This is a genomic window from Streptomyces aurantiogriseus (assembly GCF_014649375.1).
Lineage (GTDB): Bacteria > Actinomycetota > Actinomycetes > Streptomycetales > Streptomycetaceae > Streptomyces > Streptomyces aurantiogriseus.
In genome coordinates, this window is record NZ_BMSX01000002.1 from 231,756 (window position 1) to 256,583 (window position 24,828).

Consider the following 24,828-nt stretch of genomic DNA (forward strand, 5'->3'; position numbering starts at 1 on the left):
TGGCGTGTGGACGACCGCGGTCCGCGTGGCTGGTCACGCCCGGCGGCGCAGTGCGCGGGGCACCGCCCCGAGGGCGGCTTCCCACTCGGTCAGACGCAGGAGGCGGGCCGACAGCGCGAAGACCGCCAGGACGACGGCCGCGCCCGCCGTCGCCGCCGCGAGCGGACCGAGCCGGGCCGTGTACGTGACCGTGAGGTGCCCGAGCACCGCGGCCGGGACCGCGGCGACCAGCAGCCGGGCCAGGGCGGCCGCGCTCGGGGAGCGCCACAGCCCGGCACGCCTGCCGCGCCGTCTCGCCGAGCGCCTGCGGTCCACCGTCGTCGCCGGAAGCCTGAGGTCCAGCACGTACGCGGTGACCGCCCAGCCCGCGAAGAGCGCCACCGAGTACGCCCCGGCCATCCCGGTGACCGCCCACCGCGCGGGCAGCACCTGACAGGCGGCCGCGGACAGTCCCGCGTTCAGCCCGGCGATCACCAGGTTCAGCAGGAAGGGCGTGCGGGTGTCGGAGAGCGCGTAGAAGGCACGCGAGAGGACGTACTGCCCGGAGAAGGCGATCAGCCCCGGCGCGAAGGCCGCCAACGCGCCGGCCATGACCGCGATGTCGTTCGCGCCGGTCCTGCCGTACCCGAAGACCAGCGCCATCACCGGCTCGGCGAGGACGAGGAGCGCGCAGGCCGCGGGCACGACGGCGGCGGCACTGCTGCGCAGGGCGTACGAGACGTCCCGCCGCACGCCCGCGAGGTCGCCGTCGGCCGCCGCCCCGCTCATCCGCGGCACCAGCGCGGTGACCAGCGAGACGGTGACGATGCCGTGCGGCACGGCCCACAGCAGATACGCGTTCGTGTACGCGCTGAACCCGGCCCCGCCGTCGATCCCCTCGTCCGCCGCGCGCTGCCCCGCCGCCGTCGCGAGCCACGTCACCACCCCGTACGCGAGCTGGTTGGTGAACACCAGCAGCACCAGCCAGCCGGCCGAGCGCAGCGGCCGGGACAGCCCGCTGCCCCGCCAGTCGAACCGCGGCCGCCAGCGCAGCCGCGCCCCGCGCAGCGACGGCAGCAGCGCCAGCGCCTGAGCGGCGATCCCCGCCGTCGTGCCCCACCCGAGGAGCGCCGTCTCACCCGAGGTGAGCGTGCCCCCGGTGCCGGCCGTCGCCAGATACAGGCCGAAGACGGCGATGACGACCACGTTGTTGAGGACCGGCGTCCACATCATGGCGCCGAACCGGCCGCGCGCGTTGAGCACCTGACCGAGCAGGGTGAACAGACCGAGGAAGAAGATCTGCGGCAGGCAGTAGCGGGCGAAGGCGACCGTCATGTCCGCCTGCGCGCCGGTGTAGTCGGTGTACACCGCGACGATCGCGGGCGCCGCGCACACCGCGCCGGCCGTGATCAGCAGCAGCGCCACCCCGCAGACCGTCAGCAGCCGGTCGGTGTACGCGGCCCCGCCGTCCTCGTGTTCCTTGGCGGCCCTGACCAGCTCGGGCACGAAGACCGCGTTGAGCGCGCCGCCCAGCAGCAGCGTGTAGACGATGGTCGGGACGGAGTTGGCGACCGCATAGCCGTCGGCGGTCAGCCCCACGCCGAGCGCGGCGGCGACGACGGCGGACCGGACGAATCCGGTGGCGCGGGAGACGAGGGAGCCGGCGGCCATGACCGCGCCGCTGCGCAGCACCGAGACGCGCCGATGGGCCCCTCGCCCCCTGGAGTCGGTGGTCGGGGTCGCGGGAGCGCTCATCGGCGGGCCAGGTACATCTGGAAGGCGCGGTACAGCGTGTGGTTGGCGGTGCCGCTCAACGGCGTCTCCCATTCCCCCAGCGTCTCGACGGCCTGACCGCCCGTGCCGAGCTTCCAGCGCAGCAGCCCGAACGGGCGGTCCTCCGGGTCGAGCGTGGAGGGGATCCCACGCATGTCGTAGACCTCCGCGCCCCGCGCGTGGGCGTCGAGCATCATCTGCCACTGCAGGGCGTTGGAGGGGCGGACCTCGCGCCGGTGGTCGGCCGACGCCCCGGTCTGGTACCAGACCCGCCGGCCCACCGTGATCATGGTGTGGGCGGCCAGGATCTCGCCCTCGTGACGGGCGAGATACAGCTTCATCCGGCCCGGCTCCTCGGCGTTGAGGGCGGCGTACTGGCGCTCGTAGTACGCGAGCGAGCGACCGAGCCGGAAACCGTCGCGCTCCTCCGTGATCCGTAACAGCCGGTAGAACTCGGGGAGTTCGGCCGCCGAGCCGACCGCCACCTGCACACCCGACTTGTGCGCCCGGCGGATGTTGCGCCGCCACTCCTGGTTGAGCCCGGACCACAGGTCGTCGGCACTGCGCCCGGCCAGCGGCACCCGGAAGACGTAACGGGGCTGGGCGTCCCCGTCCTCCCCGTCCTCGCCGCAGCGCCGCCAGCCGCGCGACCGCAGCCGCTCGGCCACGGCGGCACCCAGCGGGTCGACCTCGCAGGTGAGCACGTCGGACAGGCGCTGCCCGGGGCCCGTCGCCGCCTTGAGCGCGGCGGCGTCCCACCGACGGTAGGCGGGCGAGGGCCCGATCCGCACGGCGAACACCCCCAGCGTGCGCAGATGGTGCAGCAACGGACCGAGCCAGCCGTCGACATCCGGGTCGGTCCAGTCGGCGACCGGCCCTTCGGGCAGGTAGGCGAAGTACTTCCGGGTGCCGGGGAACTGTCGCAGCAGCACCAGCGCCACTCCGTTCAACTGCCCCGCCCCGGGGCCGGTCTCCGGACCCCAGCCGAGCAGTTCTGCCCGCCACCCGTCCTTCACCGCGGCCCAGGACGGGCACTGCAGAAAGCCGGGGGCCGACGCGGAGCCGGTACGGGATGCCAGGAAGGCGCGGTACGTCTCCGCGGAGACGGTCCTCAGCCACGCCTTGTGCCGACCACAGCCTGCCGTCACGAGCAGCGCTGACAAGGGGCCTCCTCGGGGGTGCCGTTGACGGGAACGCGACGAAGATTCACAGGCCCCCATGACCGTGCCGAGCGGCGAATGTGACCGGACCATGACCATTCCGCCGCACCTGCCGTCACATGGCCGGGACACCGCCGCGGCGCGCTTCTCGCGGCTTAGGGTCCGTCACGTTCCGGCTCCTTCCCGACTTTCACGGAGGTTTCCGTTGAGCCACATACGTGCCGCGACACGTACGGGCCCGGCGCGCCTGCGCGCCGCCGCCACGACTGCCGTCCTGCTGACCGCGGCCCTCTCCGCCTGCTCCTCCGACGGAGCGCCACCGGCCGGGTCGGACGCGAAGGCCGACGGCGGGGGAGCGAACGGCCGGCCGGCGACGGTCACCGTGACGCCCCACGGCACGCGGGCGAAGGCGGGCGAGCCGGTCCAGGTCGCCGCGCACGGCGGCACCCTCGCCTCGGTCACCGTCACCGACGCCCGGGGCGGCACCCTCACCGGCAGCCTCTCGGCCGACAGACTGACCTGGACCTCGGACCGCAACGCCGCCCCCGGCACCGCCTACACCGTCAAGGCCGCGACCCGCACGAAGGACGGCACGAACGGGAACGCACAGGAGACCTTCACCACCGCGTCCGCCGACAAGGTCAACAAGGTGGAATGGCGGCCCGGCGACACCACCACGGTCGGCGTGGCCCAGCCGATCTCGCTGGTCTTCGAACACCCCGTGACGGACCGGGCGGCGGTGGAGAAACAGCTCAAGGTCACCACCTCCAGCGACACCGAGGGCTCCTGGGGCTGGATGAAGGACTGGTCCGGCAAGGACCGGGTCGACTGGCGGCCCAAGGAGTACTGGAGGCCCGGCACCAAGGTGACCCTGGACGCCCGCCTGAACGGCACCGACTCGGGCACCGGCGGCTGGTTCGTCCGCGACTACCGGCTCGCCTTCACCGTCGGCGCACGTCAGGTGGTCAAGGTCGACCTCGACCGCAAACAGCTCACCGTCGAGCGCGACGGCCGCACGGTGCGGACGTTCCCCGTCTCCGGTGGCACCCCCGGCCCCGAGACCGGCTCCTGGCGCGGCACGGAGGTGGTGATGGCGAAGGAGGGCACCATCCGGATGAACTCCGAGACCGTCGGCCTCGGCGACGCCTACGACCAGAAGGTCGACTACGCGATGCGGCTGACCTGGTCCGGCACGTACGCCCACGCCGCGCCCTGGAACGCGGCGTACTTCGGCAGGGCCAACCGGAGCCACGGCTGCATCGGCATGAGCGACGCCGACGCCGCATGGCTCTACGAGCAGGTACGGGTCGGCGACCCGTTCGAGGTCAAGGGCGCGGAGACGAAGGGGGAGGTGGCGGTGAACAACGGCTTCGGGGACTGGAACGTCGGCTGGGACAAGTGGCGCACCAAGAGCGCCCTGAGATGACCGGCAGGCCTCCTGGGCGCACGGCCCGGAGGCCTCCCGGGGGCACGGTCCGGAGCCTCCCCTGAGTCACCGTCCTACACGCTCTCCCGGGCAAGACCCCGGCGGATCGCGAACTCCACCGCCGAGTAGTCCCCGTCCGGCCGCTCCAGCACGTAGGGGGCGGCCGGACACAGCGGGGGCTGGGCCATGAAGCGGGGCCGGCTGCCGCGGTGCGGCTGGGCCGCGTGCACCAGAAACGGATGGCAGAGGTAGACGTCGCCGGGGCGCCCGGTGACGTACGCGACCGGCCGGGCCGCGGAGGCCGCGTCCACCAGCGGGCCCAGCTCCAGGAAGGACGCGCCCTCCTCCCCGTACGGCGCCAGCACCGGCGGCACGTCGAGGTGCGAGCCGACCCGGACGCGCGTCGGGGCGTCGGCCTCGGTCACCTCGCTGAACAGGAACAGCATCAGCAGCGCCCGGTCCTTCGAGCGCAGGTTGGTGAAGTAGTGGGCGCCTCCCTCGGGGAGGTAGCTCCCCTCGATGTGCCAGCCGGTGTCGTCGGGCTCCGTCTCGTGCGGAAAACGCAGGGGGAAGGTGCCCAGCGAGTAGCGCGGCTCCCAGCGGCCCGCGCCGACCAGCAGATCGAACGCCTCGTGCAACACCGGGGAGTTGGCCGCGGCGGCGAACGGGCCCTGCGCCATACCGCCGACCCGGACCACCGGTTCGGTCCAGGTGCCGGGATCCTCGGGGTCGTATCCCGTTTCCCGCCACAGCAGCCGCGCGCAGTCCTCGGCGACGCGGGGCGGGAAGGCGCCCTCGATCCTCACGAACCCGTCCTCGAGGAAACGCTCCACCAACTCGTCGTCCATCCGGCCATCGTGGGGGATTTGACGCGCGCCCCGCACCCGGTTTTTTTGCCGCCTCGGCAACAGCGGTGGCCCCGGCCCGGTGCGTCGGCGCACGCTGGCGACCTCCCGAACGAGAGGCTGACCACCATGGCGCACGAGCAGCACGAGCAGCACCAGCAGCACGAACACCACGGCCATCATGGCCACCACGGCACCGCCCACGGCAGTGCCCACGGCCACGGCCACGGTCACCACACCGAAATCGACTGGGCGGAGATGGCCCCGCATCTGGAGGCCCAGGCCGAGCTGTTCACACCCCTGTACGAGCGGGCCCTGTCCTGGCTGGGCAAGGAGGTGACCGAGCCGGGGCTGATCGTCGACGCGGGCAGTGGCCCCGGGGTCGTCTCCTGTCTGTTCGCCGAGACGTTCCCCGGCGCGCGGGTCCTGGCGGTGGACGGCTCCGAACCGCTCCTGGAGCGGGCGCGCGCACGCGCCGCCCGGCTCGGACACGGCGACCGCTTCGGCACCCTCGCGGGTGAACTCCCCGGAATCCTCGACGAGTTGGAATACCCGGCCGATCTGCTGTGGGCCGGCCGCAGCCTGCACCACCTCGGCGACCAGCGCGCCGCGCTCACCGCCTTCGCACAGCGGCTGGCGCCCGGCGGCACGCTGGCGATCATGGAGGGCGGGCTGCCGTCCAGGTTCCTGCCGCGCGACCTCGGATTCGGCCGCCCCGGTCTGGACGCGCGGCTCGACGCGCTGGAGGCGGAGTGGTTCGCCCGGATGCGGGCCGACCTGCCCGGCTCCGTCGAGGTGACCGAGGACTGGCCGGCGCTGCTGAACGCCGCGGGCCTCAAGCACACCCGCACCCGCAGCTTCCTGCTCGACCTGCCCGCCCCCGCCTCCGACCGGGCGCGCGCCTACATCGCCGCCTCCCTCGGCCGGCTGCGCGAGGTCTTCGGCGACGCCCTCGATCCCGACGACCGCGCCGCACTGGACCGGCTGCTCGACCCGCAGGACCCGGCGGGTGTGCAGCGCAGGCCGGACGTGTTCGTCCTGGCGGCCCACACCGTGCACACGGCGGTCAAGTCCGCCTAGCGGGACTTGACTTGGAGAGCGCTCCAAGTGGTGGACTGCGTGCCGTTCACGCAACGCACTGGGGGTACAACCATGAGCAGCTCTCCGGACGCGCCGGTCGCACTGATCACGGGCGGCGGCAGCGGCATCGGCGCCGCTGTGGCACGTCAACTGCTGGACGCCGGCTACCGGGTCACCGTCACCGGACGCGGCGAGGAGCGCCTGCGCTCCTTCGCCGCGGACCTGGGCGACCCGGAGGGTCTGCTGACGGTCGTCGGCAGTACGGCGGACTACGACTGCATACAGTCGGCGGTCGATCGCACACTCAAGCAATACGGTCGACTGGATACCGTCGTCGCCAACGCCGGCACCGCCACCCACGACTCCGTCGCCGAGGGCGACCCGGCCGGCTGGACCGACATGGTCCTGACAAACGTGCTGGGTCCCGCCTTCCTCATCCGCGCCTCCATCGATGCCCTGAAGGAGACCCGGGGCCGCATCGTCCTGGTCGGCAGCGTCGCCGGCTTCGTGCCCACCCCGGGCAACATCTACGGGGCGACGAAGTGGGCGGTGACCGGGCTCGCCGAGAACACCCGACGCCAGGTCACCGAGTGGGGCGTCGGCGTGACCCTGATCGCCCCCGGCCGGGTGGAGACGCCGTTCTGGGACAGCTACGGCAGCCTGCCGCCCGGGCACCTGCTGACCGCCGACCAGATCGCCGACTCGGTGGTGTGGGCGATCCGGCAACCTGAGGGCGTCGACGTCAACACCGTCGTCGTCCGCCCGATCGGACAGCCCAACTGACGCGTCGAGGGCGCCCCCCCCGACAGAGGGGTGCCCTCGACGGCGTGGGCGTGGGCCGCTCAGCCCATGTCGAACGTCGCCGGGTCCGGGCCGATGCGCCGGTCCTCGTTCAGCGCGCTGATCGCGGCCAGGTCCTCGGTGTCCAGACTGAAGTCGAAGACCTCGATGTTCTCCTTGATCCGGGACGGCGTCACGGACTTGGGGATCACGACGTTGCCGAGCTGCAGATGCCAGCGCAGCACCACCTGGGCCGGAGTGCGGCCGTGCTTCTGAGCGATGGCCACGATCGCCGGAACCTCCAGCAGGCCCTTGCCCTGGCCGAGCGGCGACCAGGCCTCGGTCGCGATGCCCTGCTCCGCGTGGTACTCACGCGCGGCGTGCTGCTGCAGGTGCGGGTGCAGCTCGATCTGGTTGACCGCCGGGATCACCGACGTCTCGCCGATCAGCCGCTCGATGTGCTCCGGCAGGAAGTTGGAGACGCCGATGGCCCGCACGCGGCCGTCCGCGAGAAGCTTCTCGAACGCCTTGTACGTGTCGACGTACGTGCCCCGGGCCGGCAGCGGCCAGTGGATCAGGTACAGGTCGACGTGGTCCAGACCCAGCTTCGCCAGCGAGGTGTCGAACGCGCGGAGCGTCGCGTCGTACCCCTGGTCGCTGTTCCAGAGCTTGGTGGTGACGAAGATGTCGTCGCGGGGCAGGCCGGAGGAGGTGATGGCCTTGCCGGTGCCCTCTTCGTTGCCGTAGATCGCCGCTGTGTCGATGCTGCGGTACCCGGCCTCCAGCGCGGTCGAGACCGCCTGCTCCGCCTCGTCGTCCGGCACCTGCCAGACGCCGAAGCCCAGCTGGGGCATCTCGACGCCGTTGTTGAGGATGATCGGGGGGACCTTGCTGCTCACGAGCTCTTGATCCTTCGGTTGTCCGTCAAGTGGTGCTCCCATCGTCAACGATCACGACGCGTGATGCATTCCTGACCCCCGAATTCGTACCCCCGGACCTCAGGTGCGGTACAGCGCGTCGACCTCGTTGGCGTACGTGTTCTCGATGGCCTTGCGCTTCAGCTTCAGTGACGGGGTGAGCAGTCCGTGCTCCTCGGTGAACGGCTGGGCGAGGATACGGAAGGTGCGGATCGACTCGGCCTGCGAGACCAGTGTGTTGGCGGCGACCACGGCCCGCCGCACCTCGGTCTCCAGGTCGGGATCGCGCACCAGCTCGGCCGGTGTCAGCTGCGGTTTGCCGCGCATCTGCAGCCAGTGTTCGACGGCCTCCTGGTCGAGGGTGACCAGGGCGGCGACGAACGGCCTGTCGTTGCCGACGACGATGCACTGGTTCACCAGCGGGTGGTCCCGTACGCGTTCCTCCAGCAGCCCCGGCGAAACGCTTTTGCCGCCGGACGTGACGAGGATCTCCTTCTTGCGGCCGGTGATGGTGAGGTAGCCGTCCTCGTCGAGGGAGCCGAGATCGCCGGTGGCCAGCCAGCCGTCGTGCAGGGTCTCGTCGGTGGCCTTGGGGTTGTTGAGGTAGCCCTGGAAGACGTTGTCGCCGTGCAGCCAGATCTCGCCGTCGTCCGCGATGTGCACGGTCATGCCGGGGATGGGCCGGCCGACGGTGCCGTAGCGGGTGCGGCCGGGCGGGTTGGCGGTCGCGGCCGCCGTCGACTCCGTCAGGCCGTAGCCCTCGTAGATCTGCACGCCCGCGCCGGCGAAGAACAGGCCGAGCCTGCGGTCCATCGCGGAGCCGCCGGACATGGCGTGCCGGACGCGGCCGCCCATCGCGGCGCGCATCTTGGAGTAGACGAGTTTGTCGAACAGCTGATGCTGCATGCGCAGGCCCGCCGACGGCCCGGGCCCGATGCCCCAGGCCTTCGCCTCCACCGCCTCCGCGTAGTTCACGGCGATGTCCACGGCCTTCTCGAACGGCCCGGCCTTCCCCTCTCGCTCGGCCTTGCGACGGGCCGCGTTGAAGACCTTCTCGAAGATGTAGGGCACGGCCAGGAAGAACGTCGGCCGGAACGCGGCCAGATCGGGCAGCAGGGCGGCCGCCTGCATCTGGGGCTGGTGGCCGAAGCGGACCTTGCCGCGGATCGCGGCGATCTGCACCATCCGCCCGAAGACGTGCGCGAGCGGCAGGAACAGCAGGGTCGCCGCCTCGTCGCCCTTCTTGGAGTGGAACACCGGCTCCCAGCGCTGGATGACGGTGTCCGCCTCGAACATGAAGTTGCCGTGCGAGAGGAGACAGCCCTTGGGGCGGCCGGTCGTGCCGGAGGTGTAGATGATCGTGGCGACCGAGTCCGGCGTGACCGCCTCCCGGTGCCGGTGCACCACGTCGTCCTCGATGGCGGCGCCGGCGTCGTACAGCTCCTGCACACACCCCGAGTCCAGCTGCCACAGGCGGCGCAACTGGGGGAGGCGGTCGATGACGGTGGCGATCGTCATCGCGTGGTCCTCGTGCTCCACCACCGCGGCCGTGACCTCGGCGTCGTACAGCATCCAGAAGCACTGCTCGGCCGAGGAGGTCGGGTAGACGGGAACCACCTGGGCGCCGATGGTCCACAGGGCGAAGTCGAAGAGGGTCCACTCGTAGCGGGTGCGAGACATGATCGCGACGCGGTCGCCGAAGCGGACGCCCTGGGCGAGCAGCCCCTTGGCGAGGGCGAGCACCTCGTCGCGGAACTCGGCGGTGGTCACGTCCCGCCACTCGCCCTGCTCGTCCTTGCGGCCCAGCGCGATGTGGTGGGGGTCGTCCTGGGCGTGCTGGAAGACGACGTCGGCCAGTCCGCCCACCGGCGGTGCCAACGCCAACGGAGGGTTGGAGAACTCGCGCAAATCCCGCACCCCGCTTCTCATGCCGCGCAGCGCCGTGAAAGCTACCCCACGCCCGGGCGGGGCGGGAGAGGGCGGGAAAGCGAGCGATGCTCTCGTCTGGGCTGGTCAGTGCAGGAAAATGGGCTCACATGCGGAAGGGTCGGACAGAAAACTGACGGTTGAGTAAGTTTCGGTGCCGTAATCTCCACCGAATCTGCCCGACCCGCTTACGCTGCCCGACCTCTGCGGGGAGGGTCGGCTCCGCGTCGGAGTCCTCTCTTCGGACAGCGCCGGAAGTACTGATTCCGTTACGTTGGCGCGTTGTCGTAGGCGGTATGCAATCTGCCGTGTGCCGTGTGCCGTGTGCCGTCGGCTCAGCCTTCGTCGCCGACTGTCTGGGGACCGATCCGTCGGCCGGGCCCCGCCGCACCCCGCCGGTGCAGCCGGTCGCCGCCCGCCAGGATCGCCGCCGCCAGCGCGTCCGCGGCGCCCTGGGCGGACGTACGGCGCCGGCCGTGGACCAGGACGAAGTCCACCCGGCCCAGCTCCGGCAGGCCCGACCGGTCGGGGACCCGGACCAGGCCGGGCGGGATCAGGCCGCGCGAGTGCGCCATCACGCCCAGGCCCGCGCGGGCCGCCGCGATGAGGCCGTTGAGGCTGCCGCTCGTGCACACGATCCGCCATGCCCGCCCCTGCCGCTCCAGCGCCTCCAGGGCGAGGGCCCGGGTGATGCCCGGCGGCGGGAACACGATGAGCGGGACCGGCCGGTCGCCGTCCAGACGCAGTCGTTCCGCACCGATCCACACCAGCTCGTCGTGCCAGACCAGCTCACCCCGCGGGTCCTCGGGCCGCCGCTTGGCCAGCACCAGGTCCAGCTTCCCGGCCGCCAGTTGCTCGTGCAGTGTGCCGGACAGTTCCACCGTCAGCTCCAGGTCGACCTCGGGGTGGTCGTGACGGAAGCCCTCCAGGATCTCCGGCAGCCGGGTCAGCACGAAGTCCTCGGAAGCGCCGAAGCGCAGTCGGCCGCGCAGCCGGGTGCCGGTGAAGAACGCCGTGGCCTGCTCGTGCACCTCCAGGATCCGGCGCGCGAAACCGAGCATCGCCTCGCCGTCCTCCGTCAGCTCCACGGAGTGCGTGTCCCGGGAGAACAGTGTCCGCCCGGCCGCGTCCTCCAGACGCCGTACGTGCTGGCTGACCGTGGACTGGCGCAGCCCGAGCCGCCGGGCGGCCTGGGTGAAGCTGAGGGTCTGGGCGACCGCCAGGAAGGTGCGCAGGTGGGCGGGGTCGTACATGCCGACCACGCTAGCCGCTTATCGCGATTCATGATGGCAGTCAGAGCGGTATGACCGATTCCCGATCACCTGGGTGAGGAGGACGATGGAGAGGGGCTCTCCGGGCCCACCGCACTGTGAACGAACGAAGCACACCGAGCACACCGAGCAGAACGAAGCACACCGAGCAAGTGGAGCACCGTGAAACGCCTGCGTTGGCCGAGTTGGATGCCGATCGACCCGTACATCCTGCTGCTGCTCGGGACGGTGGGCCTCGCGGCGCTCCTCCCGGCGCGCGGCGCCGCCGCCGACGTGGCCTCCGGCGCCTCCACGGCCGCGATCGCCTTCCTCTTCTTCCTGTACGGCGCCCGCCTGTCCACCCGGGAGGCGCTGGACGGCCTGAAGCACTGGCGGCTGCACGTCACGGTCCTCGCCTGCACGTTCGTGATCTTCCCGGTGCTGGGTCTGGCCGCCCGGGGTCTCGTCCCGGTGTTCCTCACCGATCCGCTCTACCAGGGGCTGCTGTTCCTCACCCTGGTCCCCTCGACCATCCAGTCGTCGATCGCCTTCACCTCGATCGCCCGCGGCAACGTGCCCGCGGCGATCTGCGCGGGCTCCTTCTCCTCCCTGGTCGGCATCGTCGTCACCCCGCTGCTGGCGGCCGCGCTGCTCGGCAGCACCGGAGGCGGCTTCTCCACGGACTCCCTCGTGGAGATCGTGCTGCAGCTGCTTGTGCCGTTCGTGGCGGGCCAGCTGCTGCGCCGCTGGATCGGCGGCTTCGTCGCCCGGCACAAGAAGGTCCTCGGATACGTCGACCGCGGCTCGATCCTCCTCGTCGTCTACACCGCGTTCAGTGAGGGCATGGTCCAGGGCATCTGGCACCAGGTGAGCCCCGTCCGGCTCGCCGGGCTGCTGGTCGTCGAGGCCGTCCTGCTCGCCGTGATGCTGGCGCTGACCTGGTACGGCGCCAGGGCGCTGCGGTTCGACCGCGAGGACCGGATCGCGATCCAGTTCGCGGGTTCGAAGAAGTCCCTCGCCTCCGGACTGCCCATGGCGAGCGTCCTGTTCGGCGCGCACGCCTCCCTCGCCGTCCTGCCGCTGATGCTCTTCCACCAGATGCAGCTCATGGTGTGCGCCGTGATCGCCAAGCGCCGGGCTCGCGACCCCGAGTCGCCGGCCGACAACGCGCCGGCTACGGCCGCGGCGTCACGAACCGCGGTCGACGCAGCGCCACGTTCGCGCTGAGCTCTCCGTCGCGGTCGCAGAGTCCAGCCAGGTGCAGAGGGTCCAGCCAGGTGTAGGCCGTCGTCTGGCGTTGCGGCAGCGGCGGGCGAGGGCGTGCGCCGGTCGACGGCATGTCGTATGCAGTCGACCGGATAATGTGTGGTCGGCAGTATCCCGTGGACCGACGCCACTGAGCGCACCGCCCCGAGAACCAGTGCCGGCACCAGACCGACCCCAGGAGCGACGGCCCTCACGGCACCAGGACGACCTTGCCGAGATTGGACCGCGACGCGATCACCTCGTGCGCCTTCGCCGCGTCCTCCAGTGCGAACTCTGCGTGTACGGCGGGCTTGAGCGCGCCTCCCGCGAACAGTTGCCAGAGCTCCTGGCGCCACCGTTCGTAGACGTCCGGCTGTCCGCGGGCGATCAGCCCCATCTGGAAGCCGATCACCGACTTGGCGCCGACGAGCAGATCGTATGCCCGGATCGTCCCGCCGCCCGAGCTGTACGCCACGAGCCGCCCGCTGGGGGCGAGGGCCGCCACGGCGGCGGTGAGCAGTTCGCCGCCGACTGCATCCAGGATGTAGTCGACAGGCTCTCCCCAGTCCTCGTGGTCGTAGATGACGACCTCGTCCGCGCCCAGGGTGCTCACGAAGGCCGCCTTCGCCGGGTCGGAGACGGCGCCCACGACCCGGGACGCGCCGCGCGTGCGGGCGAGTTGCACGGCGAGGTGGCCGACGCCGCTCGCCGCGGCCGTGACGAGGGCCGCTTCGCCGGGTGCGGGCCGTGCGGCCGACAGGGCACCGAGGGCGACCAGGCCGCTGCGGACCAGCGCGACCGCGTCGACGGCGCTCGCGGTGTCCGGGACCGGGGAGGTCATGGTCTCGTGCAGGAGGGCGAAGTCGGCGTAGCCGTGACCGAAGCAGAGGCCTGTGACGCGTTCGCCGACCCGGAAGCGGCTGACTCTCTCGCCGACGGCCATGACCTCCCCGGCGACCTCGCCCCCGAGCGGGACCGGCTCGGCGGCCTCGGTGACCTTGCGGACGACGGGCAGGGTGACACCGACGGCCTCGCAGCGGACGAGGAGCTCGCCGGCGGCGGGTGCGGGGACGGGCGCCTCCTCCAGGGACAGGGGGCCGCCAGGGGAGTCGTAGCGAACGCGGCGCATCGCACCTCCAGAGGTCACCGGGAGCCCCATGAGCACTCGTTGGAAATCCCTATGAATTCATTGGTGGCCCCCACGGTATTCCGTGTTCATGGGGAAGTCCAACGACTTGTCGCTACGCTGCCCCCATGGCCGACGCACCCCTTCCCTTCATTCGCGCCCTGCCCAGCTGGCTGCTCGGCCGGGCCGCCGCTCGCGGGCGCGCCCTTGTCGCCGAGGCACTGGCGGCGGAGGGTATGCGGATGTGGCACCACGTGGTGCTCTCCGCCGTCCGTGACCTCGCCCCCGTCGCCCAGGCCGACCTCGGCCGCAGCGTCGGGCTCGACCCCAAGGACCTGGTGGGCATCCTCAACGACCTCCAGGCCGCCGGCCTCGCCGTGCGGGAGCCGGACCCGAAGGACCGCCGCAAGAACGCGGTCTCGCTCACCGAGGAGGGCGAACGGCTGCTGCGGCGCTGCGAGAAGGTCGCCCGCGAGGCCAACGACGCGCTGCTCGCCCCGCTCTCCGCGGCCGAGCGCGACCAGTTCATGGACCTGTTGATCCGGATTTCCGGCACGGACGGCTGACGGGGGATAACGTTCCGTCATGACCGCACCCCTCGCGCTGGACCCCGCGCACACCGCCCTCGTCCTCGTCGATCTGATGGACCGGATCGTCGCGCTGCCCCTGGAGCCCCGCAAGGGCGCCGACGTGCTCGCCGTCGCCGAGGAGCTGGCGGACACCTTCCGTGCGGCCGGAGCGCTCGTCGTCCTCGTCCGCACGAAACGCCCCGGCGTCGCCGAGCAGCCGCCCGGCAGCGGTCTGGTTCACGGGCTGCTGCACGAGGGCGACCTCGAGGTCGTCAAGCGGACCGTCGGCGGTTTCCAGGGCACGGGCCTGGACGAGCTCCTGCGCCGGCGCGGCATCACCACTGTGGTGTTCGGCGGCATCGCCACCAACCTCGGCGTCGAATCCACCGCCCGCGCCGCAGGCGACCTCGGCTACGACCTCGTTTTCGTCGAGGACGCGACGGCCGCGCTCACCGGCGCCGAGCACGAGGCGTCGGTGCGGCTCGACTTCCCGCGACTGGGGTCGGTCGTGCGGGCGGGTGACGTGCGGTTCGTGGCCGGGTAGGCGCGGTTCGAGGCCGGGGAGCCCGGAGGGCTCCGGGGGAGGGCTGAGACGGGGCCCCTGCGGCGCAGGGGGCGCTCCCCGCCGGTCGGGGCCCCGCCGCCGTGCCGCGGGCAGCCGCCTCAGCCCCGGGTGGCCGCGGCCCGCAGGGCGATGCGGTCCTCACCCGCGTACACGTTCATGGAACTGCCCCGCAGGAAACCCACCAGTGTCAGGCCGGTCTCCGCGGCCAGGTCCACCGCCAGCGAGGAGGGCGCCGATACGGCCGCGAGCACCGGGATGCCCGCCATCACGGCCTTCTGTGCCAGCTCGAAGGAGGCCCGGCCCGAGACCAGCAGGATCGTGCGGGACAGCGGCAGCTGCCCGTTCTGCAGGGCGCGGCCGACCAGCTTGTCGACCGCGTTGTGCCGGCCGACGTCCTCCCGGACGTCCAGCAGCTCGCCGTCCTCCGAGAACAGTGCCGCCGCATGCAGGCCCCCGGTCCGGTCGAAGACGCGCTGGGCCGCGCGCAGCCGGTCGGGGAGGCTCGCGAGCAGCTCCGGTCGGAGCCGGAGCGGGGGAGTGTCGGCGATCGGCCAGCGGGCCGTAGTCCGCACGGCGTCCAGGCTCGCCTTGCCGCACAGGCCGCAGGACGAGGTCGTGTAGACGTTCCGCTCGAGGGTGATGTCGGGGATCATGACGCCGGAGGCGGTCTTCACATCGACGACGTTGTAGGTGTTCGAGCCGTCCACCGTCGCGCCCGCACAGTAGACAATATTCAGCAGATCGGATGCCGCAGCCAGGACACCCTCGCTGACCAGGAATCCGGCGGCCAGCGCGAAGTCGTCACCGGGCGTGCGCATGGTGATGGCGAGCGGCTTGCCGTTGAGCCGGATCTCCAGCGGCTCCTCGGCGACCAGCGTGTCCGGCCGGCTGGAGACCACTCCGTCGCGTATGCGGAGCACCTTGCGGCGTTCGGTGACTCGTCCCATGTCGTGATCAGCCCCGGTTCTGTACGTGCTGGTAGCCGAAGCGGCCCTTGATGCAGAGGTTGCCGTGGGTCACCGGGTTGTCGTGCGGCGAGGTGACCTTCACGATCTCATTGTCCTGCACGTGGAGCGTCAGGTTGCAGCCCACTCCGCAGTACGCGCACACGGTCGTCGTCTGGGTCTGTGCCGCTTCGTCCCACGTTCCGGCCGACCGCCGGTCGAACTCCGACTTGAACGACAGCGCCCCCGTCGGACACACCTCGATGCAGTTCCCGCAGTACACGCACGCCGAGTCGGTCAGGGGCGCGTCGTGCTCGACGGCGATCCGGGCGTCGAAGCCACGCCCCGAGACGGAGATCGCGAAGGTGTTCTGCCACTGGTCACCGCAGGCGTCGACGCACTTGTAGCACAGGATGCACTTGTCGTAGTCACGGACGTACAGGTCGTTGTCGATCCTGGGTTCCTCGTTGAGGCGGGCCGCGTCCGGGCCGAAGCGGTCCGGCTTCGCCTCGTACTCCTTGATCCATTCCGCGACGCCGGGTGTCGTGGACAGATCGACCGAGGACGCGAGCAGTTCCAGGACGATCCTGCGGCTGTGCCGGGCGCGCTCGGTGTCGGTGCGGACCTGCATACCGGGCTCCGCCCTGCGGGAGCAGGCGGGGACGAGGGTGCGGGATCCCTCGACCTCCACGACGCAGACGCGGCAGGCGTTCTTCGGGGTGAGCGTGTCGCCCTGGCAGAGGGTCGGCACGTCCTTCCCGGCGGCCCGGCAGGCGTCGAGAATCGTCGACCCCTCGGGCGCGCGAACCGGCTCGCCGTCGATCGTGAACTCCAGCAGCCGACGGGGGATCCCCAGCGGTGTCACGGTCATTCGTACGCCCCCAAGCGGTCGATGGCGGATTCCACGGCGTTCCACGCGGTCTGTCCCAGACCGCAGATCGAGGCGTCCCGCATCGCCCGGCCGACCTCCCTGAGCAGGGCGATGTCATCGGCGGCGGCCGCGCCCGTGCGCTGCGCGATCCGGTGCAGCACCTCCTCCTGTCGCACGGTCCCGACCCGGCACGGAACGCACTGCCCGCACGACTCGTCCCGGAAGAACTCGGCGATCCGCAGAAGGAGCCGGGGAAGCGGGACCGTGTCGTCGAAGGCCATGACGACACCGGATCCGAGGGTCGCGCCCGCCGCGCGGGTGCCCTCGAAGGTGAGGGGGATGTCCATCTCGTCGGGCCGTACGAAGCCGCCGGCCGCCCCGCCGAGCAGCACCGCGCGCAGCCGGTCGCGGACGCCGGCCCGCGCGAGGAGCTCGCCCAGTGTCGCGCCGAAGGGCACCTCGTAGACGCCGGGGCGCGCCACACTGCCCGACACGCAGAACAGCTTCGGGCCGGTCGACTTCGCCGTGCCGATCGCGGCGTACGCCGGCGCGCCCATGGTCAGGATCGGCAGGACGTTGACCAGCGTCTCCACGTTGTTCTCGACCGTCGGCTTGCCGAACAGGCCCTTCTCCACCGGGAACGGCGGCTTCGAGCGCGGCTCGCCCCGGTAGCCCTCGATGGAGTTGAACAGGGCCGTCTCCTCGCCGCAGATGTAGGCGCCGGCGCCCCGCCGGATCTCGATGTCGAAGGCGTAGCCCTGGCCGAGGATGTCGTCGCCGAGCAGACCGCGGGCACGCGCCTGGTCGACCGCATATTGCATACGGTGTATCGCTCGCGGATACTCGCCGCGGACATACAGGTATCCCTGGTGCCCGCCGATCGCATACGCAGCGATCGTCATCGCCTCGACGAGCGCGTACGGGTCGCCCTCCATCAGCACCCGGTCCTTGAAGGTGCCCGGCTCGGACTCGTCCGCGTTGCACACCAGGTAGTGCGGATGGTCGGGCTGGGACGCCGTGGCCTGCCACTTGCGGCCGGTGGGAAAGGCGGCACCGCCGCGCCCGACCAGCCCCGAGTCGGTGACCTCGCGGATGACACCGGCGGGGCCGAGCGCGAAGGCGCGGCGCAGGGCCGAGTAGCCGCCGTGGGCGCGGTAGTCGTCGAGGGACGCGGGGTCGACGACACCGACGCGGCTCAGCAGGACGAGGCCCTCGCTCCCCGCCTGCGGGACCGCCGACACCGCGGCCGGTTCCTCCGGCGCCGAGTCCGGCGCGGTCGCGGCGAGCACGGCCTCGCGTACGGTCGCCGGTGCCGACACCGCCGTACGCGCCGGATCGCCCGCCCTGATCGCGAGGGTGGCCGGGGCGCGTTCGCACAGGCCGAGACAGGGGCTGCGGTCGACGTGGACCCCGGGGCCGAGGCCGGACTCGAGGCCGGCGCACAGCTCCCTCGCGCCGGCGGCCGTGCACGTGAGGTCCGTGCAGACGTGGAGGACGGTCGCGGGGCGGGGCTTTACGGAGAACATCGCGTAGAAGGTGGCCACCCCGTACGCCTCCGCCGGCGGCACGGTCAGACGCCGGCACAGGTAGTCGAGGGCGCCCTCGCTGATCCAGCCGACGCGGTCGTTGAGGGCGTGCAGCCCCGGCAGCAGCAGGTCGCGGCGGTCCCGGGCCTGGCGTCCGCCGCGCGCCCACCTCAGGTCGGCGGCCGTCGTCCCCTCGCGGGCCGCCCCCTCCCACGAGGACTCGGGAGGTCCCAGCAGGGCGTCGACGGCCGCCCGTTCCTCGTCCGTCGGCATGCTGTCACCGAAGTGCAGGTCCACACCGTCACCTCACGTAGGTAGGAGCCGGGAGTTTCTCGATCCGGATCGCCGACGCCTTGAACTCCGCCGTGCCCGCGATCGGGCAGTTGGCCTCGATCGTCAGCTGGTTGGTGTCCACCTCGTCGGGGAAGTGCATGGTCATGAAGGCGAGCCCGGGCCGCAGCGCGGTGTCGATCCACACCGGCGCCACCACGGACCCGCGCCGCGACGACACCCGGACCTCCTCGCCGACGACGACCCCGTGGCGCTCGGCGTCCTCCGGGCACAGCTCGACGTACTCGCCGCGCCGCAGCGGGGAGGCGTACCCGCCGCTCTGCACACCGGTGTTGTAGGAGTCGAGCCGCCTGCCGGTCGTCAGCCGGATCGGGTACTCCTCGTCCGTGAGGTCGACCGGCGGATCGTGCTGCACGAGCCCGAACGGGGCTCGCCTGCCCCGTCGCTCCGGTTCGGTCTCCCACAACCGGCCGTGCAGATAGGTGGGTTCGAGCCGCTCGGTGCTCGGGCACGGCCACTGGATGCCCTGGTGCTCCTCCAGCCGGTCGTACGTCATCCCGTAGTGGTCCGGCGACACCGAACGCAGCTCGTTCCAGACGGTCTCCGCGTCGGCGTACTTCCAGTCGTGACCGAGGCGGGCCGCCAGGTCGCAGAGGATGTCGATGTCCTCGCGGGCCTCACCGGGAGGTGTCACCGCGCGGCGTACGCGCTGAACCCGCCGCTCGCTGTTGGTGGTCGTCCCCTCGGTCTCCGCCCAGCCGGCGGTCGCCGGCAGCACGACGTGGGCCAGCTCGGCCGTCTTCGTGAGGAAGATGTCCTGGACGACGAGGAAGTCCAGGGCCTTCAGGCGCCGTACGGCCTGCCCGCTGTCGGCCTCCGACTGCGCCGGGTTCTCGCCGATGCAGTAGACGGCCTTCAGGGTGCCGTCCTCCATGGCCTCGAACATCTCCGTCAGGTTCAGCCCGTAGTGCGGCTGGATGACGGTGTCCCAGGCCGACTCGAACCTCAGCCGCACGTCCGGGTCGAGGACGTCCTGGAAGCCGGGCAGACGGTTGGGGATCGCGCCCATGTCGCCGCCGCCCTGGACGTTGTTCTGGCCGCGCAGGGGCTGAAGTCCCGAGCCGTAGCGGCCGACGTGGCCGGTGAGCAGGGAGAGGTTGATCAGCGCGCGGACGTTGTCGGTGCCGTTGTGGTGCTCGGTGATGCCGAGGGTCCAGCACAGCTGGGCACGCTCGGCGCGGGCGTAGGCGTGCGCCACCTCCCGTACGGCGGCGGCCGGCACGCCGGTCACCTTCTCGGCGAGCGACAGCGTCCACGGCTCGACCAGCGCCTTGTACTCCTCGAAACCGCTGGTCGCCCGCTCGATGAACGCATGGTTCGCGAGTCCCGCGTGGATGATCTCCCGGCCGATCGCGTGGGCCATCGGGATGTCGGTGCCGACGTTGAGACCGAGCCAGCTTTCCGCCCACGCGGCGGTGGACGTCCGTCGCGGGTCGACTGCATACAGCCGACCGCCGTTCCTGATCCCCTTCAGTACGTGCTGGAAGAAGATCGGATGCGCGAACCGGGCGTTGGACCCCCACATCACGATGACGTCCGTGTGTTCGATCTCCTCGTACGACGACGTCCCGCCGCCGGAGCCGAAGGCGGCCGAGAGGCCCGCGACGCTGGGGGCGTGACAGGTGCGGTTGCAGGAGTCGACGTTGTTGGTGCCCATGACGACCCGGGCGAACTTCTGCGCCACGTAGTTCATCTCATTGGTCGCACGGGCGCAGGAGAACATGCCGAACGCGCCGCGCGCGGCGGCCAGGCCCCGGGCGGCCCGGTCCAGTGCCTCCTCCCAGCTCGCCGGCCGGAAGGGCTCGTCGCGGGAGTCGCGAACGAGCGGGTGGGTGAGCCGGGTGTAGGTCTTCGGTCCGCGGTTCCTCGTGCTCCTCATGCGGCGCTCCTCAGCGCGAGCAGGTCCGAGATGGCGTGCACGGTGCGCAGGGTGGGCACCTCGACGCCGGTGATCTCCGCCAACTCGACGACGGCCGCGAGGAGGACGTCGAGTTCGAGCGGCTTGCCCCGCTCCAGGTCCTGGAGCGTGGAGGTGCGGTGGTCGCCGACGCGCTCGGCGCCCGCGAGCCGGCGTTCGATCGAGACGCCCACCTCGCAGCCGAGCGCCCCCGCGACCGCGAGCGTCTCGCGCATCATCGTCTCGATGACCTGGCGGGTGCCGCCGTGCAGGCACATCTGCCGCATGGTGGCGCGGGCGAGTGCGCTGATCGGGTTGAAGGAGATGTTGCCCAGCAGCTTGAGCCAGATGTCGTTGCGCAGGCCGGGCTCCACCGGGCACTTCAGCCCGCCCGCCCTCATGGCCTCGCTGAAGGTGAGGCAGCGCTCCGAGACGCTGCGGTCGGGCTCACCGATCGAGAACCGGGTGCCTTCCAAGTGCCGTACGACGCCCGGCCCTTGGAGTTCGGTGGCGGCGTAGACCACGCAGCCGACGGCCCGTTCGGGTGCGAGCACCGCACTGACCGCGCCGCCCGGGTCCACGCTCTCGACGCGGTGGCCGTCGTAGGGGCCGCCGTGCCGGTGGAAGTACCACCAGGGGATGCCGTTCTGGGCGGCGACCACCGCCGTGGTGTCGTGCAGCAGAGGCTCGATCAGCGGCCCGCACGCCGCGTACGAGTGGGCCTTCAGGCCGAGGAGGACGAAGTCGACCGGCCCGATCTCGGCCGGGTCGTCGGTGGCGTGGGCGTGGGCGGTGAAGTCGCCGCGCGGGCTGAGCACCCGCACCCCGTGCCGCCTCATGGCCGCGAGATGCGGTCCACGGGCGACGAGGTGCACATCGGCGCCGGCGCGGTGGAGCGCGGCACCGACGTAGGCGCCGATCGCACCGGCGCCGAGGACTGCCACTTTCATGGTGAGGGAGCTCCGTTCGGTCGAGGGTACCGAGGAACTGCCGAACACTGTCGACGAAATATTGTCTACAGTATGGAGGTTGGGGCGGCAAGGGTTCGCGCAGGCGGTTCGCACCCTGGCGCTGGTGGTCTCTCCGCTCAGCGCTGCGCGTCGCGGAAGGTGCCGGGAGTCCGGCCGGTCGTGCGGGTGAAGTACTTGCTGAAGTTGGTGGGTTCGGTGAAGCCGAGCCGGTGGCTGATGGCGGCGACGGGCAGGTCGGTGTGGGCCAGCAGGCGCTTGGCCTCCAGGGTGACGCGGGCGTCGATGAGCTGCTTGGCGGTGTGGCCGGTGGCGCGTTGGCAGGCGCGGTTGAGGGTCTTGAGGGAGTAGCCGAGCCGGGCGGCGTAGTCGTGGGCCTGGCGCAGGTCGGCGAAGGAACGCTCCAGCTCGTGCTGGAAGAGGCGGTACGGCTCCTGCGGGGCGAGGGTCCGGGGGCCGGAGTCGGGGGAGCGGAGGCGGGCGATGCGCAGGAGGATCCCGGCCAGCAGGTGGCGGAGGAGTTCCTTGGTGATCTCGGAGTCCTGGTCCGCGGGGCCGGCGTACTCGGCCGCGAGGTCGGTCATGGCGCGGCGGAAGCGGTCGTGGTCGTCGGGGCCGAGCTGCCGGCAGGCCGGGCCGAAGGGGTCGTCGGTCACCCGGACGGTCGCGGGGAGGCGGGGCGGGAAGTCCGGGGTGAACAGAACGATCGTGGCGTCCAGGTCCGCGGGGGCGCCGTCGGGTGTGGTGGGCAGGCGTTGTACCTGGCCGGGGCGGATGTGCAGCAGGGTTCCCGGTCGGCAGGGGCGGGCGACGAAGTCGACCATGCCGGTGCCCTCGCCCCGGTGGACCAGGGCGAGGTGATGGAAGTCCAGCCGGTGCACCCGCCGGAACTCCTCGCCCGGCAGACGGTGCACGAGGTCGGCGAAGGTGAGGACCTCCAGGCGCAGATCCGGCCGCGTGGGGTTGCGGTAGCCCCGCTCGAGCACCGGAGCCTGTCCCGTTTCGACCATGGCCATACCTGACTCTACCGTGCGCCGAGCCCGCCGGGCCCGGAGAGTGGACTGCGGGCCGGTGAGCAAGGTGTCACCGGAATGCGCAGATGGGAGACGTGCGGTGACCAGCAAGGACATCGTTCTCAAGGCAGCGGGTGAGTTGTTCGGGGACATGGACCCGAGCGCGGTGGACCGCTGGGTGGCCGCTGACTACCGTCAGCACAGCAGCCTGGCCGCGGACGGTCCGGAGGCGTTGCGGCAGCTGGTGGCGGGTCTGCCGGAGGGCTTCCGTTACGAGGGCGCCCGGGCGATCGCCGACCGGGACCTGGTGGCGCTGCACGGGACGTACCACGGCTTCGGGCTGCAGCCGCTGGTGGCCTTCGACCTGTTCCGCGTGGATGCGGACGGCAAGCTGGCGGAGCACTGGGACGCGCTGACCCCGGTCGTGACGGACACGGCCTCCGGGCGCACGCAGACCGACGGTCCGGCCGCCCCCGGCGACCTCGACAGGACGGAGGCCAACCGCAAGCTCGTCACCGAGTTCGCGGAGAAGGTCCTCAAGGGCGCCGACTACTCGGTGCTGACCGACTACATCTCCACCGAGACCTACCACCAGCACAACCCCGAGGCCGCCGACGGCCTGGACGGCTTCGGTGCCGCGGCCGCCCAGTGGGCGGAGCAGGGCAAGAACCTGGTCTACAGGACGGTCCACAAGGTCGTCGCCGAGGGCGACTTCGTGCTGCTGCAGTCCGAGGGTGAGTTCGGCGGGCCGGTCGCCTACTGGGACCTGTTCCGGGTGGCCGACGGAAGGATCGTCGAGCACTGGGACGTCATCGCCCCGGTCCCGGCCGAACTGCCGCACGCCAACGGCCTGTTCTGAGGTGCCGTGACGGCCCCGCCGGACATCCGGCGGGGCCGTCACGGTGCTGCCGGGGCCGAGGCGGCCCCGACCGGGGTCTCACATGTGCACGACGGGGGCTGCGTCGGGGTCGGTGGCCGGTACGCCGCGGCGGTAGAGGATCACGCTGATGACCAGGCCGGCGGCGAAGAAGGCGGCCGACCACCAGTAGGCGGTGGAGTAGGCCTCGAGTCCGGCGTTGGCGAGGACGGCGGGGTCCTTGGGGTTCTTGCCGACGAGGTAGTCGGTGGCGGCGCTGGTGGAGAGGGTGTTGAGCAGGGCCGTGCCGAGGGAGCCGCCGACCTGCTGCATGGTGTTGACGGCCGCCGAGGCGACGCCGGAGTCCTCGGCGCTCACGCCGGCGGTGGCCAGGCTCATGGCCGGGGCCATCACCAGGCCGAGGCCGAGGCCCGCCACGACCAGCGGGGGCAGGATGTCGGTGGCGTAGCTGCTGTGCAGGTCGAGGGTGGTGAGCCAGATCATGCCGGCGGCGGCGAGGCCCATGCCCAGCGGCACGACCGGCTTGGGGCCGAGGCGGGGGACGAGCACCGTGGAGGCGAGGGTGGAGGTGAGCATCAGTCCGGCGACCATGGGGAGGAAGGCCAGTCCGGTCTTGATGGGGGTGTAGCCGAGGCTCTGCTGCAGGTAGTAGGTGAGGAAGAGGAAGACACCGAACATGCCGGCGCCGATGATCAGTACGGAGATGAAGGAGGCCCCGCGGTTGCGGTCGAGCAGGACGCGCAGGGGCAGCAGGGGGTGCGCGGCGCGGGTCTGCCACCAGGTGAACGCGGCGAGCAGTACGGCGCCGGCGGCCAGGAAGCCCCAGGTCGCCGGGGAGTTCCAGTCGTGGCTCTCGGCGTTGGAGAAGCCGTAGACCAGGCTGAACAGGCCGGCGGTGACCAGGACGGTGCCGGGGATGTCGATGGTGGCGTTCTTGTCGCGGGTGGTGCGCTGCAGCAGGATCACGCCGCCGACGAAGGCCACGGCGGCGAAGGCGAGGTTGACGTAGAGGGTCCAGCGCCAGTCGAGGTGCTCGGTCAGTACACCGCCGAGGAGGAGGCCGATGGCCCCGCCGGCGCCGGCGATGGCGCCGTAGACACCGAAGGCCTTGGCGCGTTCCTTGGGGTCGGTGAAGGTCGTCGTCAGCAGGGAGAGGGCGGCCGGGGCGAGCAGGGCGCCGAACAGGCCCTGTCCGGCGCGGGCGACGATGAGCATCTCGAAGCTGGTCGCGGCCCCGCCGAGGGCGGAGGCGCCGGCGAAGCCGACCAGGCCGACCAGGAAGGTCATCTTGCGGCCGAAGAGATCGGCTATGCGGCCGCCGAGCAGGAGCAGGCTGCCGAAGGCGAGGGCGTAGGCGGTGACGACCCACTGCCGGTCTCCGTCGGAGAAGCCCAGGTCCTTCTGCGCGGAGGGCAGGGCGATGTTCACGATCGTCGCGTCCAGCACCACCATCAGCTGGGCCAGGCCGATGACGGCGAGGATCCACCAGCGGTGACGGGGCGGTGCGTCGGCGGACGGGAGGGGGGACACGGTGGCGTTGCCGGCCGTGTCGGTGGAGGTTTTGGGCATGACAGAACTCCAGAGGTGGTGGGGAAGAGGCGGAAAAGGTCGGTGATGCGGAGCGGGACGGCTGCGTCGCTGGAGCTCGTCACGCGGTCCGGCCGCTGTGCTGACCGGTGAGCCGGGCGGTTCTGCGGCGCTGGATCCGGGGGGGGGGGGGGGGGGGGGGGGGGGGGGGGG

General features: G+C 71.7%; 21 protein-coding genes. 7 read left to right on the plus strand and 14 right to left on the minus strand.

Annotated elements, in window-relative coordinates; genetic code table 11:
- Positions 1–33: 33 nt before the first annotated feature.
- Together murJ and IE263_RS04550 are read right to left on the minus strand one after the other, a co-directional pair.
- Positions 34–1,734, minus strand: a complete 1,701-nt coding sequence (gene murJ / locus IE263_RS04545; protein WP_189932436.1) for a murein biosynthesis integral membrane protein MurJ — start codon at positions 1,732–1,734, stop codon at positions 34–36.
- Positions 1,731–2,915 carry a lipid II:glycine glycyltransferase FemX gene (locus IE263_RS04550; RefSeq protein ID WP_229910792.1) on the minus strand — a complete coding sequence of 395 codons (1,185 nt, stop codon included), beginning with the start codon at positions 2,913–2,915 and terminating at the stop codon, positions 1,731–1,733. Before IE263_RS04550 ends, murJ begins: the two co-directional genes overlap by 4 nt.
- A gap of 202 nt (positions 2,916–3,117) precedes the next feature.
- On the opposite strand from IE263_RS04550, the gene IE263_RS04555 reads away from it, so the two are divergent.
- Positions 3,118–4,338 carry a L,D-transpeptidase gene (locus IE263_RS04555; RefSeq protein WP_373311857.1) on the plus strand — a complete coding sequence of 407 codons (1,221 nt, stop codon included), beginning with the start codon at positions 3,118–3,120 and terminating at the stop codon, positions 4,336–4,338.
- A gap of 74 nt (positions 4,339–4,412) precedes the next feature.
- Here the strand turns inward: IE263_RS04555 and IE263_RS04560 are convergent, their stop codons facing one another.
- Positions 4,413–5,186, minus strand: coding sequence for a phytanoyl-CoA dioxygenase family protein (locus tag IE263_RS04560; RefSeq protein WP_189932442.1), 774 nt, complete (start codon positions 5,184–5,186; stop codon positions 4,413–4,415).
- A gap of 126 nt (positions 5,187–5,312) precedes the next feature.
- Here IE263_RS04560 and IE263_RS04565 point away from each other — a divergent pair, with 126 nt between their 5' ends.
- Positions 5,313–6,263, plus strand: a complete 951-nt coding sequence (locus IE263_RS04565) for a class I SAM-dependent methyltransferase (RefSeq protein WP_189932443.1) — start codon at positions 5,313–5,315, stop codon at positions 6,261–6,263.
- 72 nt (positions 6,264–6,335) lie between these two features.
- Positions 6,336–7,046, plus strand: a complete 711-nt coding sequence (locus IE263_RS04570) for an SDR family oxidoreductase (RefSeq protein ID WP_189932445.1) — start codon at positions 6,336–6,338, stop codon at positions 7,044–7,046.
- 59 nt (positions 7,047–7,105) lie between these two features.
- On the opposite strand, the gene IE263_RS04575 is transcribed toward IE263_RS04570, so the two are convergent.
- The 3 genes from IE263_RS04575 to IE263_RS04585 all read right to left on the minus strand — a co-directional run bounded on the left by IE263_RS04575 (position 7,106) and on the right by IE263_RS04585 (position 11,139).
- The gene (locus IE263_RS04575) at positions 7,106–7,942 is read right to left on the minus strand and encodes an aldo/keto reductase (protein WP_308430575.1); all 837 of its coding nucleotides are present in this window, start codon (positions 7,940–7,942) and stop codon (positions 7,106–7,108) included.
- A 99-nt stretch (positions 7,943–8,041) separates the two neighbouring features.
- Positions 8,042–9,868 (minus strand): AMP-dependent synthetase/ligase, encoded by a 1,827-nt coding sequence (locus tag IE263_RS04580; RefSeq protein ID WP_189933160.1) that lies wholly within the window; start codon positions 9,866–9,868, stop codon positions 8,042–8,044.
- A 353-nt stretch (positions 9,869–10,221) separates the two neighbouring features.
- Positions 10,222–11,139 carry a LysR substrate-binding domain-containing protein gene (locus IE263_RS04585; protein WP_189932447.1) on the minus strand — a complete coding sequence of 306 codons (918 nt, stop codon included), beginning with the start codon at positions 11,137–11,139 and terminating at the stop codon, positions 10,222–10,224.
- A 207-nt stretch (positions 11,140–11,346) separates the two neighbouring features.
- On the opposite strand from IE263_RS04585, the gene IE263_RS04590 reads away from it, so the two are divergent.
- Positions 11,347–12,363, plus strand: a complete 1,017-nt coding sequence (locus IE263_RS04590) for a bile acid:sodium symporter family protein (RefSeq protein WP_189933161.1) — start codon at positions 11,347–11,349, stop codon at positions 12,361–12,363.
- 229 nt (positions 12,364–12,592) lie between these two features.
- Here IE263_RS04590 and IE263_RS04595 read toward each other — a convergent pair whose 3' ends face one another.
- The gene (locus IE263_RS04595; RefSeq protein WP_189932450.1) at positions 12,593–13,510 is read right to left on the minus strand and encodes a quinone oxidoreductase family protein; all 918 of its coding nucleotides are present in this window, start codon (positions 13,508–13,510) and stop codon (positions 12,593–12,595) included.
- A 125-nt stretch (positions 13,511–13,635) separates the two neighbouring features.
- Between IE263_RS04595 and IE263_RS04600 the strand changes: the two genes are divergently transcribed.
- The gene (locus IE263_RS04600; protein ID WP_189932452.1) at positions 13,636–14,073 is read left to right on the plus strand and encodes a MarR family winged helix-turn-helix transcriptional regulator; all 438 of its coding nucleotides are present in this window, start codon (positions 13,636–13,638) and stop codon (positions 14,071–14,073) included.
- 19 nt (positions 14,074–14,092) lie between these two features.
- A complete protein-coding gene (locus tag IE263_RS04605) occupies positions 14,093–14,620 on the plus strand; it encodes an isochorismatase family protein (RefSeq protein WP_189932454.1) in 528 nt (175 codons plus the stop codon).
- A 119-nt stretch (positions 14,621–14,739) separates the two neighbouring features.
- Here IE263_RS04605 and fdhD read toward each other — a convergent pair whose 3' ends face one another.
- The 6 genes from fdhD to IE263_RS04635 form a co-directional block, all read right to left on the minus strand.
- Positions 14,740–15,588 carry a formate dehydrogenase accessory sulfurtransferase FdhD gene (fdhD, locus tag IE263_RS04610; RefSeq protein WP_189932456.1) on the minus strand — a complete coding sequence of 283 codons (849 nt, stop codon included), beginning with the start codon at positions 15,586–15,588 and terminating at the stop codon, positions 14,740–14,742.
- Positions 15,589–15,595: 7 nt separating this feature from the next.
- Complete coding sequence (locus tag IE263_RS04615; protein WP_189932457.1) at positions 15,596–16,456, minus strand: 2Fe-2S iron-sulfur cluster-binding protein; 861 nt, start codon at positions 16,454–16,456, stop codon at positions 15,596–15,598.
- A complete protein-coding gene (locus tag IE263_RS04620; RefSeq protein WP_189932459.1) occupies positions 16,453–18,279 on the minus strand; it encodes an NADH-ubiquinone oxidoreductase-F iron-sulfur binding region domain-containing protein in 1,827 nt (608 codons plus the stop codon). The genes IE263_RS04615 and IE263_RS04620 overlap by 4 nt, the downstream gene beginning before the upstream one ends.
- Before the next feature lie 4 nt (positions 18,280–18,283).
- The gene (locus tag IE263_RS04625; RefSeq protein WP_189932461.1) at positions 18,284–20,212 is read right to left on the minus strand and encodes a molybdopterin oxidoreductase family protein; all 1,929 of its coding nucleotides are present in this window, start codon (positions 20,210–20,212) and stop codon (positions 18,284–18,286) included.
- On the minus strand, positions 20,209–21,180 hold the full coding sequence (locus tag IE263_RS04630) for a 2-dehydropantoate 2-reductase (RefSeq protein WP_189932463.1): 972 nt from the start codon (positions 21,178–21,180) through the stop codon (positions 20,209–20,211). The genes IE263_RS04625 and IE263_RS04630 overlap by 4 nt, the downstream gene beginning before the upstream one ends.
- A gap of 137 nt (positions 21,181–21,317) precedes the next feature.
- Complete coding sequence (locus IE263_RS04635; protein WP_189932466.1) at positions 21,318–22,208, minus strand: helix-turn-helix transcriptional regulator; 891 nt, start codon at positions 22,206–22,208, stop codon at positions 21,318–21,320.
- 103 nt (positions 22,209–22,311) lie between these two features.
- Between IE263_RS04635 and IE263_RS04640 the strand changes: the two genes are divergently transcribed.
- Complete coding sequence (locus tag IE263_RS04640) at positions 22,312–23,070, plus strand: nuclear transport factor 2 family protein (protein ID WP_229910793.1); 759 nt, start codon at positions 22,312–22,314, stop codon at positions 23,068–23,070.
- A 78-nt stretch (positions 23,071–23,148) separates the two neighbouring features.
- On the opposite strand, the gene IE263_RS04645 is transcribed toward IE263_RS04640, so the two are convergent.
- Positions 23,149–24,657 (minus strand): MFS transporter, encoded by a 1,509-nt coding sequence (locus tag IE263_RS04645; RefSeq protein WP_189932470.1) that lies wholly within the window; start codon positions 24,655–24,657, stop codon positions 23,149–23,151.
- Positions 24,658–24,828: the final 171 nt, after the last annotated feature.

Coding starts and splice junctions, on each gene's coding strand:
- murJ (WP_189932436.1), bottom strand. CDS start 1,734: ATGAGCGCTCCCGCGACCCCGACCACCGACTCCAGGGGGCGAGGGGCC.
- IE263_RS04560 (WP_189932442.1), bottom strand. CDS start 5,186: ATGGACGACGAGTTGGTGGAGCGTTTCCTCGAGGACGGGTTCGTGAGG.
- IE263_RS04565 (WP_189932443.1), top strand. CDS start 5,313: ATGGCGCACGAGCAGCACGAGCAGCACCAGCAGCACGAACACCACGGC.
- IE263_RS04570 (WP_189932445.1), top strand. CDS start 6,336: ATGAGCAGCTCTCCGGACGCGCCGGTCGCACTGATCACGGGCGGCGGC.
- IE263_RS04585 (WP_189932447.1), bottom strand. CDS start 11,139: ATGTACGACCCCGCCCACCTGCGCACCTTCCTGGCGGTCGCCCAGACC.
- IE263_RS04590 (WP_189933161.1), top strand. CDS start 11,347: ATGCCGATCGACCCGTACATCCTGCTGCTGCTCGGGACGGTGGGCCTC.
- IE263_RS04595 (WP_189932450.1), bottom strand. CDS start 13,510: ATGCGCCGCGTTCGCTACGACTCCCCTGGCGGCCCCCTGTCCCTGGAG.
- IE263_RS04600 (WP_189932452.1), top strand. CDS start 13,636: ATGGCCGACGCACCCCTTCCCTTCATTCGCGCCCTGCCCAGCTGGCTG.
- IE263_RS04605 (WP_189932454.1), top strand. CDS start 14,093: ATGACCGCACCCCTCGCGCTGGACCCCGCGCACACCGCCCTCGTCCTC.
- fdhD (WP_189932456.1), bottom strand. CDS start 15,588: ATGGGACGAGTCACCGAACGCCGCAAGGTGCTCCGCATACGCGACGGA.
- IE263_RS04615 (WP_189932457.1), bottom strand. CDS start 16,456: ATGACCGTGACACCGCTGGGGATCCCCCGTCGGCTGCTGGAGTTCACG.
- IE263_RS04625 (WP_189932461.1), bottom strand. CDS start 20,212: ATGAGGAGCACGAGGAACCGCGGACCGAAGACCTACACCCGGCTCACC.
- IE263_RS04630 (WP_189932463.1), bottom strand. CDS start 21,180: ATGAAAGTGGCAGTCCTCGGCGCCGGTGCGATCGGCGCCTACGTCGGT.
- IE263_RS04635 (WP_189932466.1), bottom strand. CDS start 22,208: ATGGTCGAAACGGGACAGGCTCCGGTGCTCGAGCGGGGCTACCGCAAC.
- IE263_RS04645 (WP_189932470.1), bottom strand. CDS start 24,657: ATGCCCAAAACCTCCACCGACACGGCCGGCAACGCCACCGTGTCCCCC.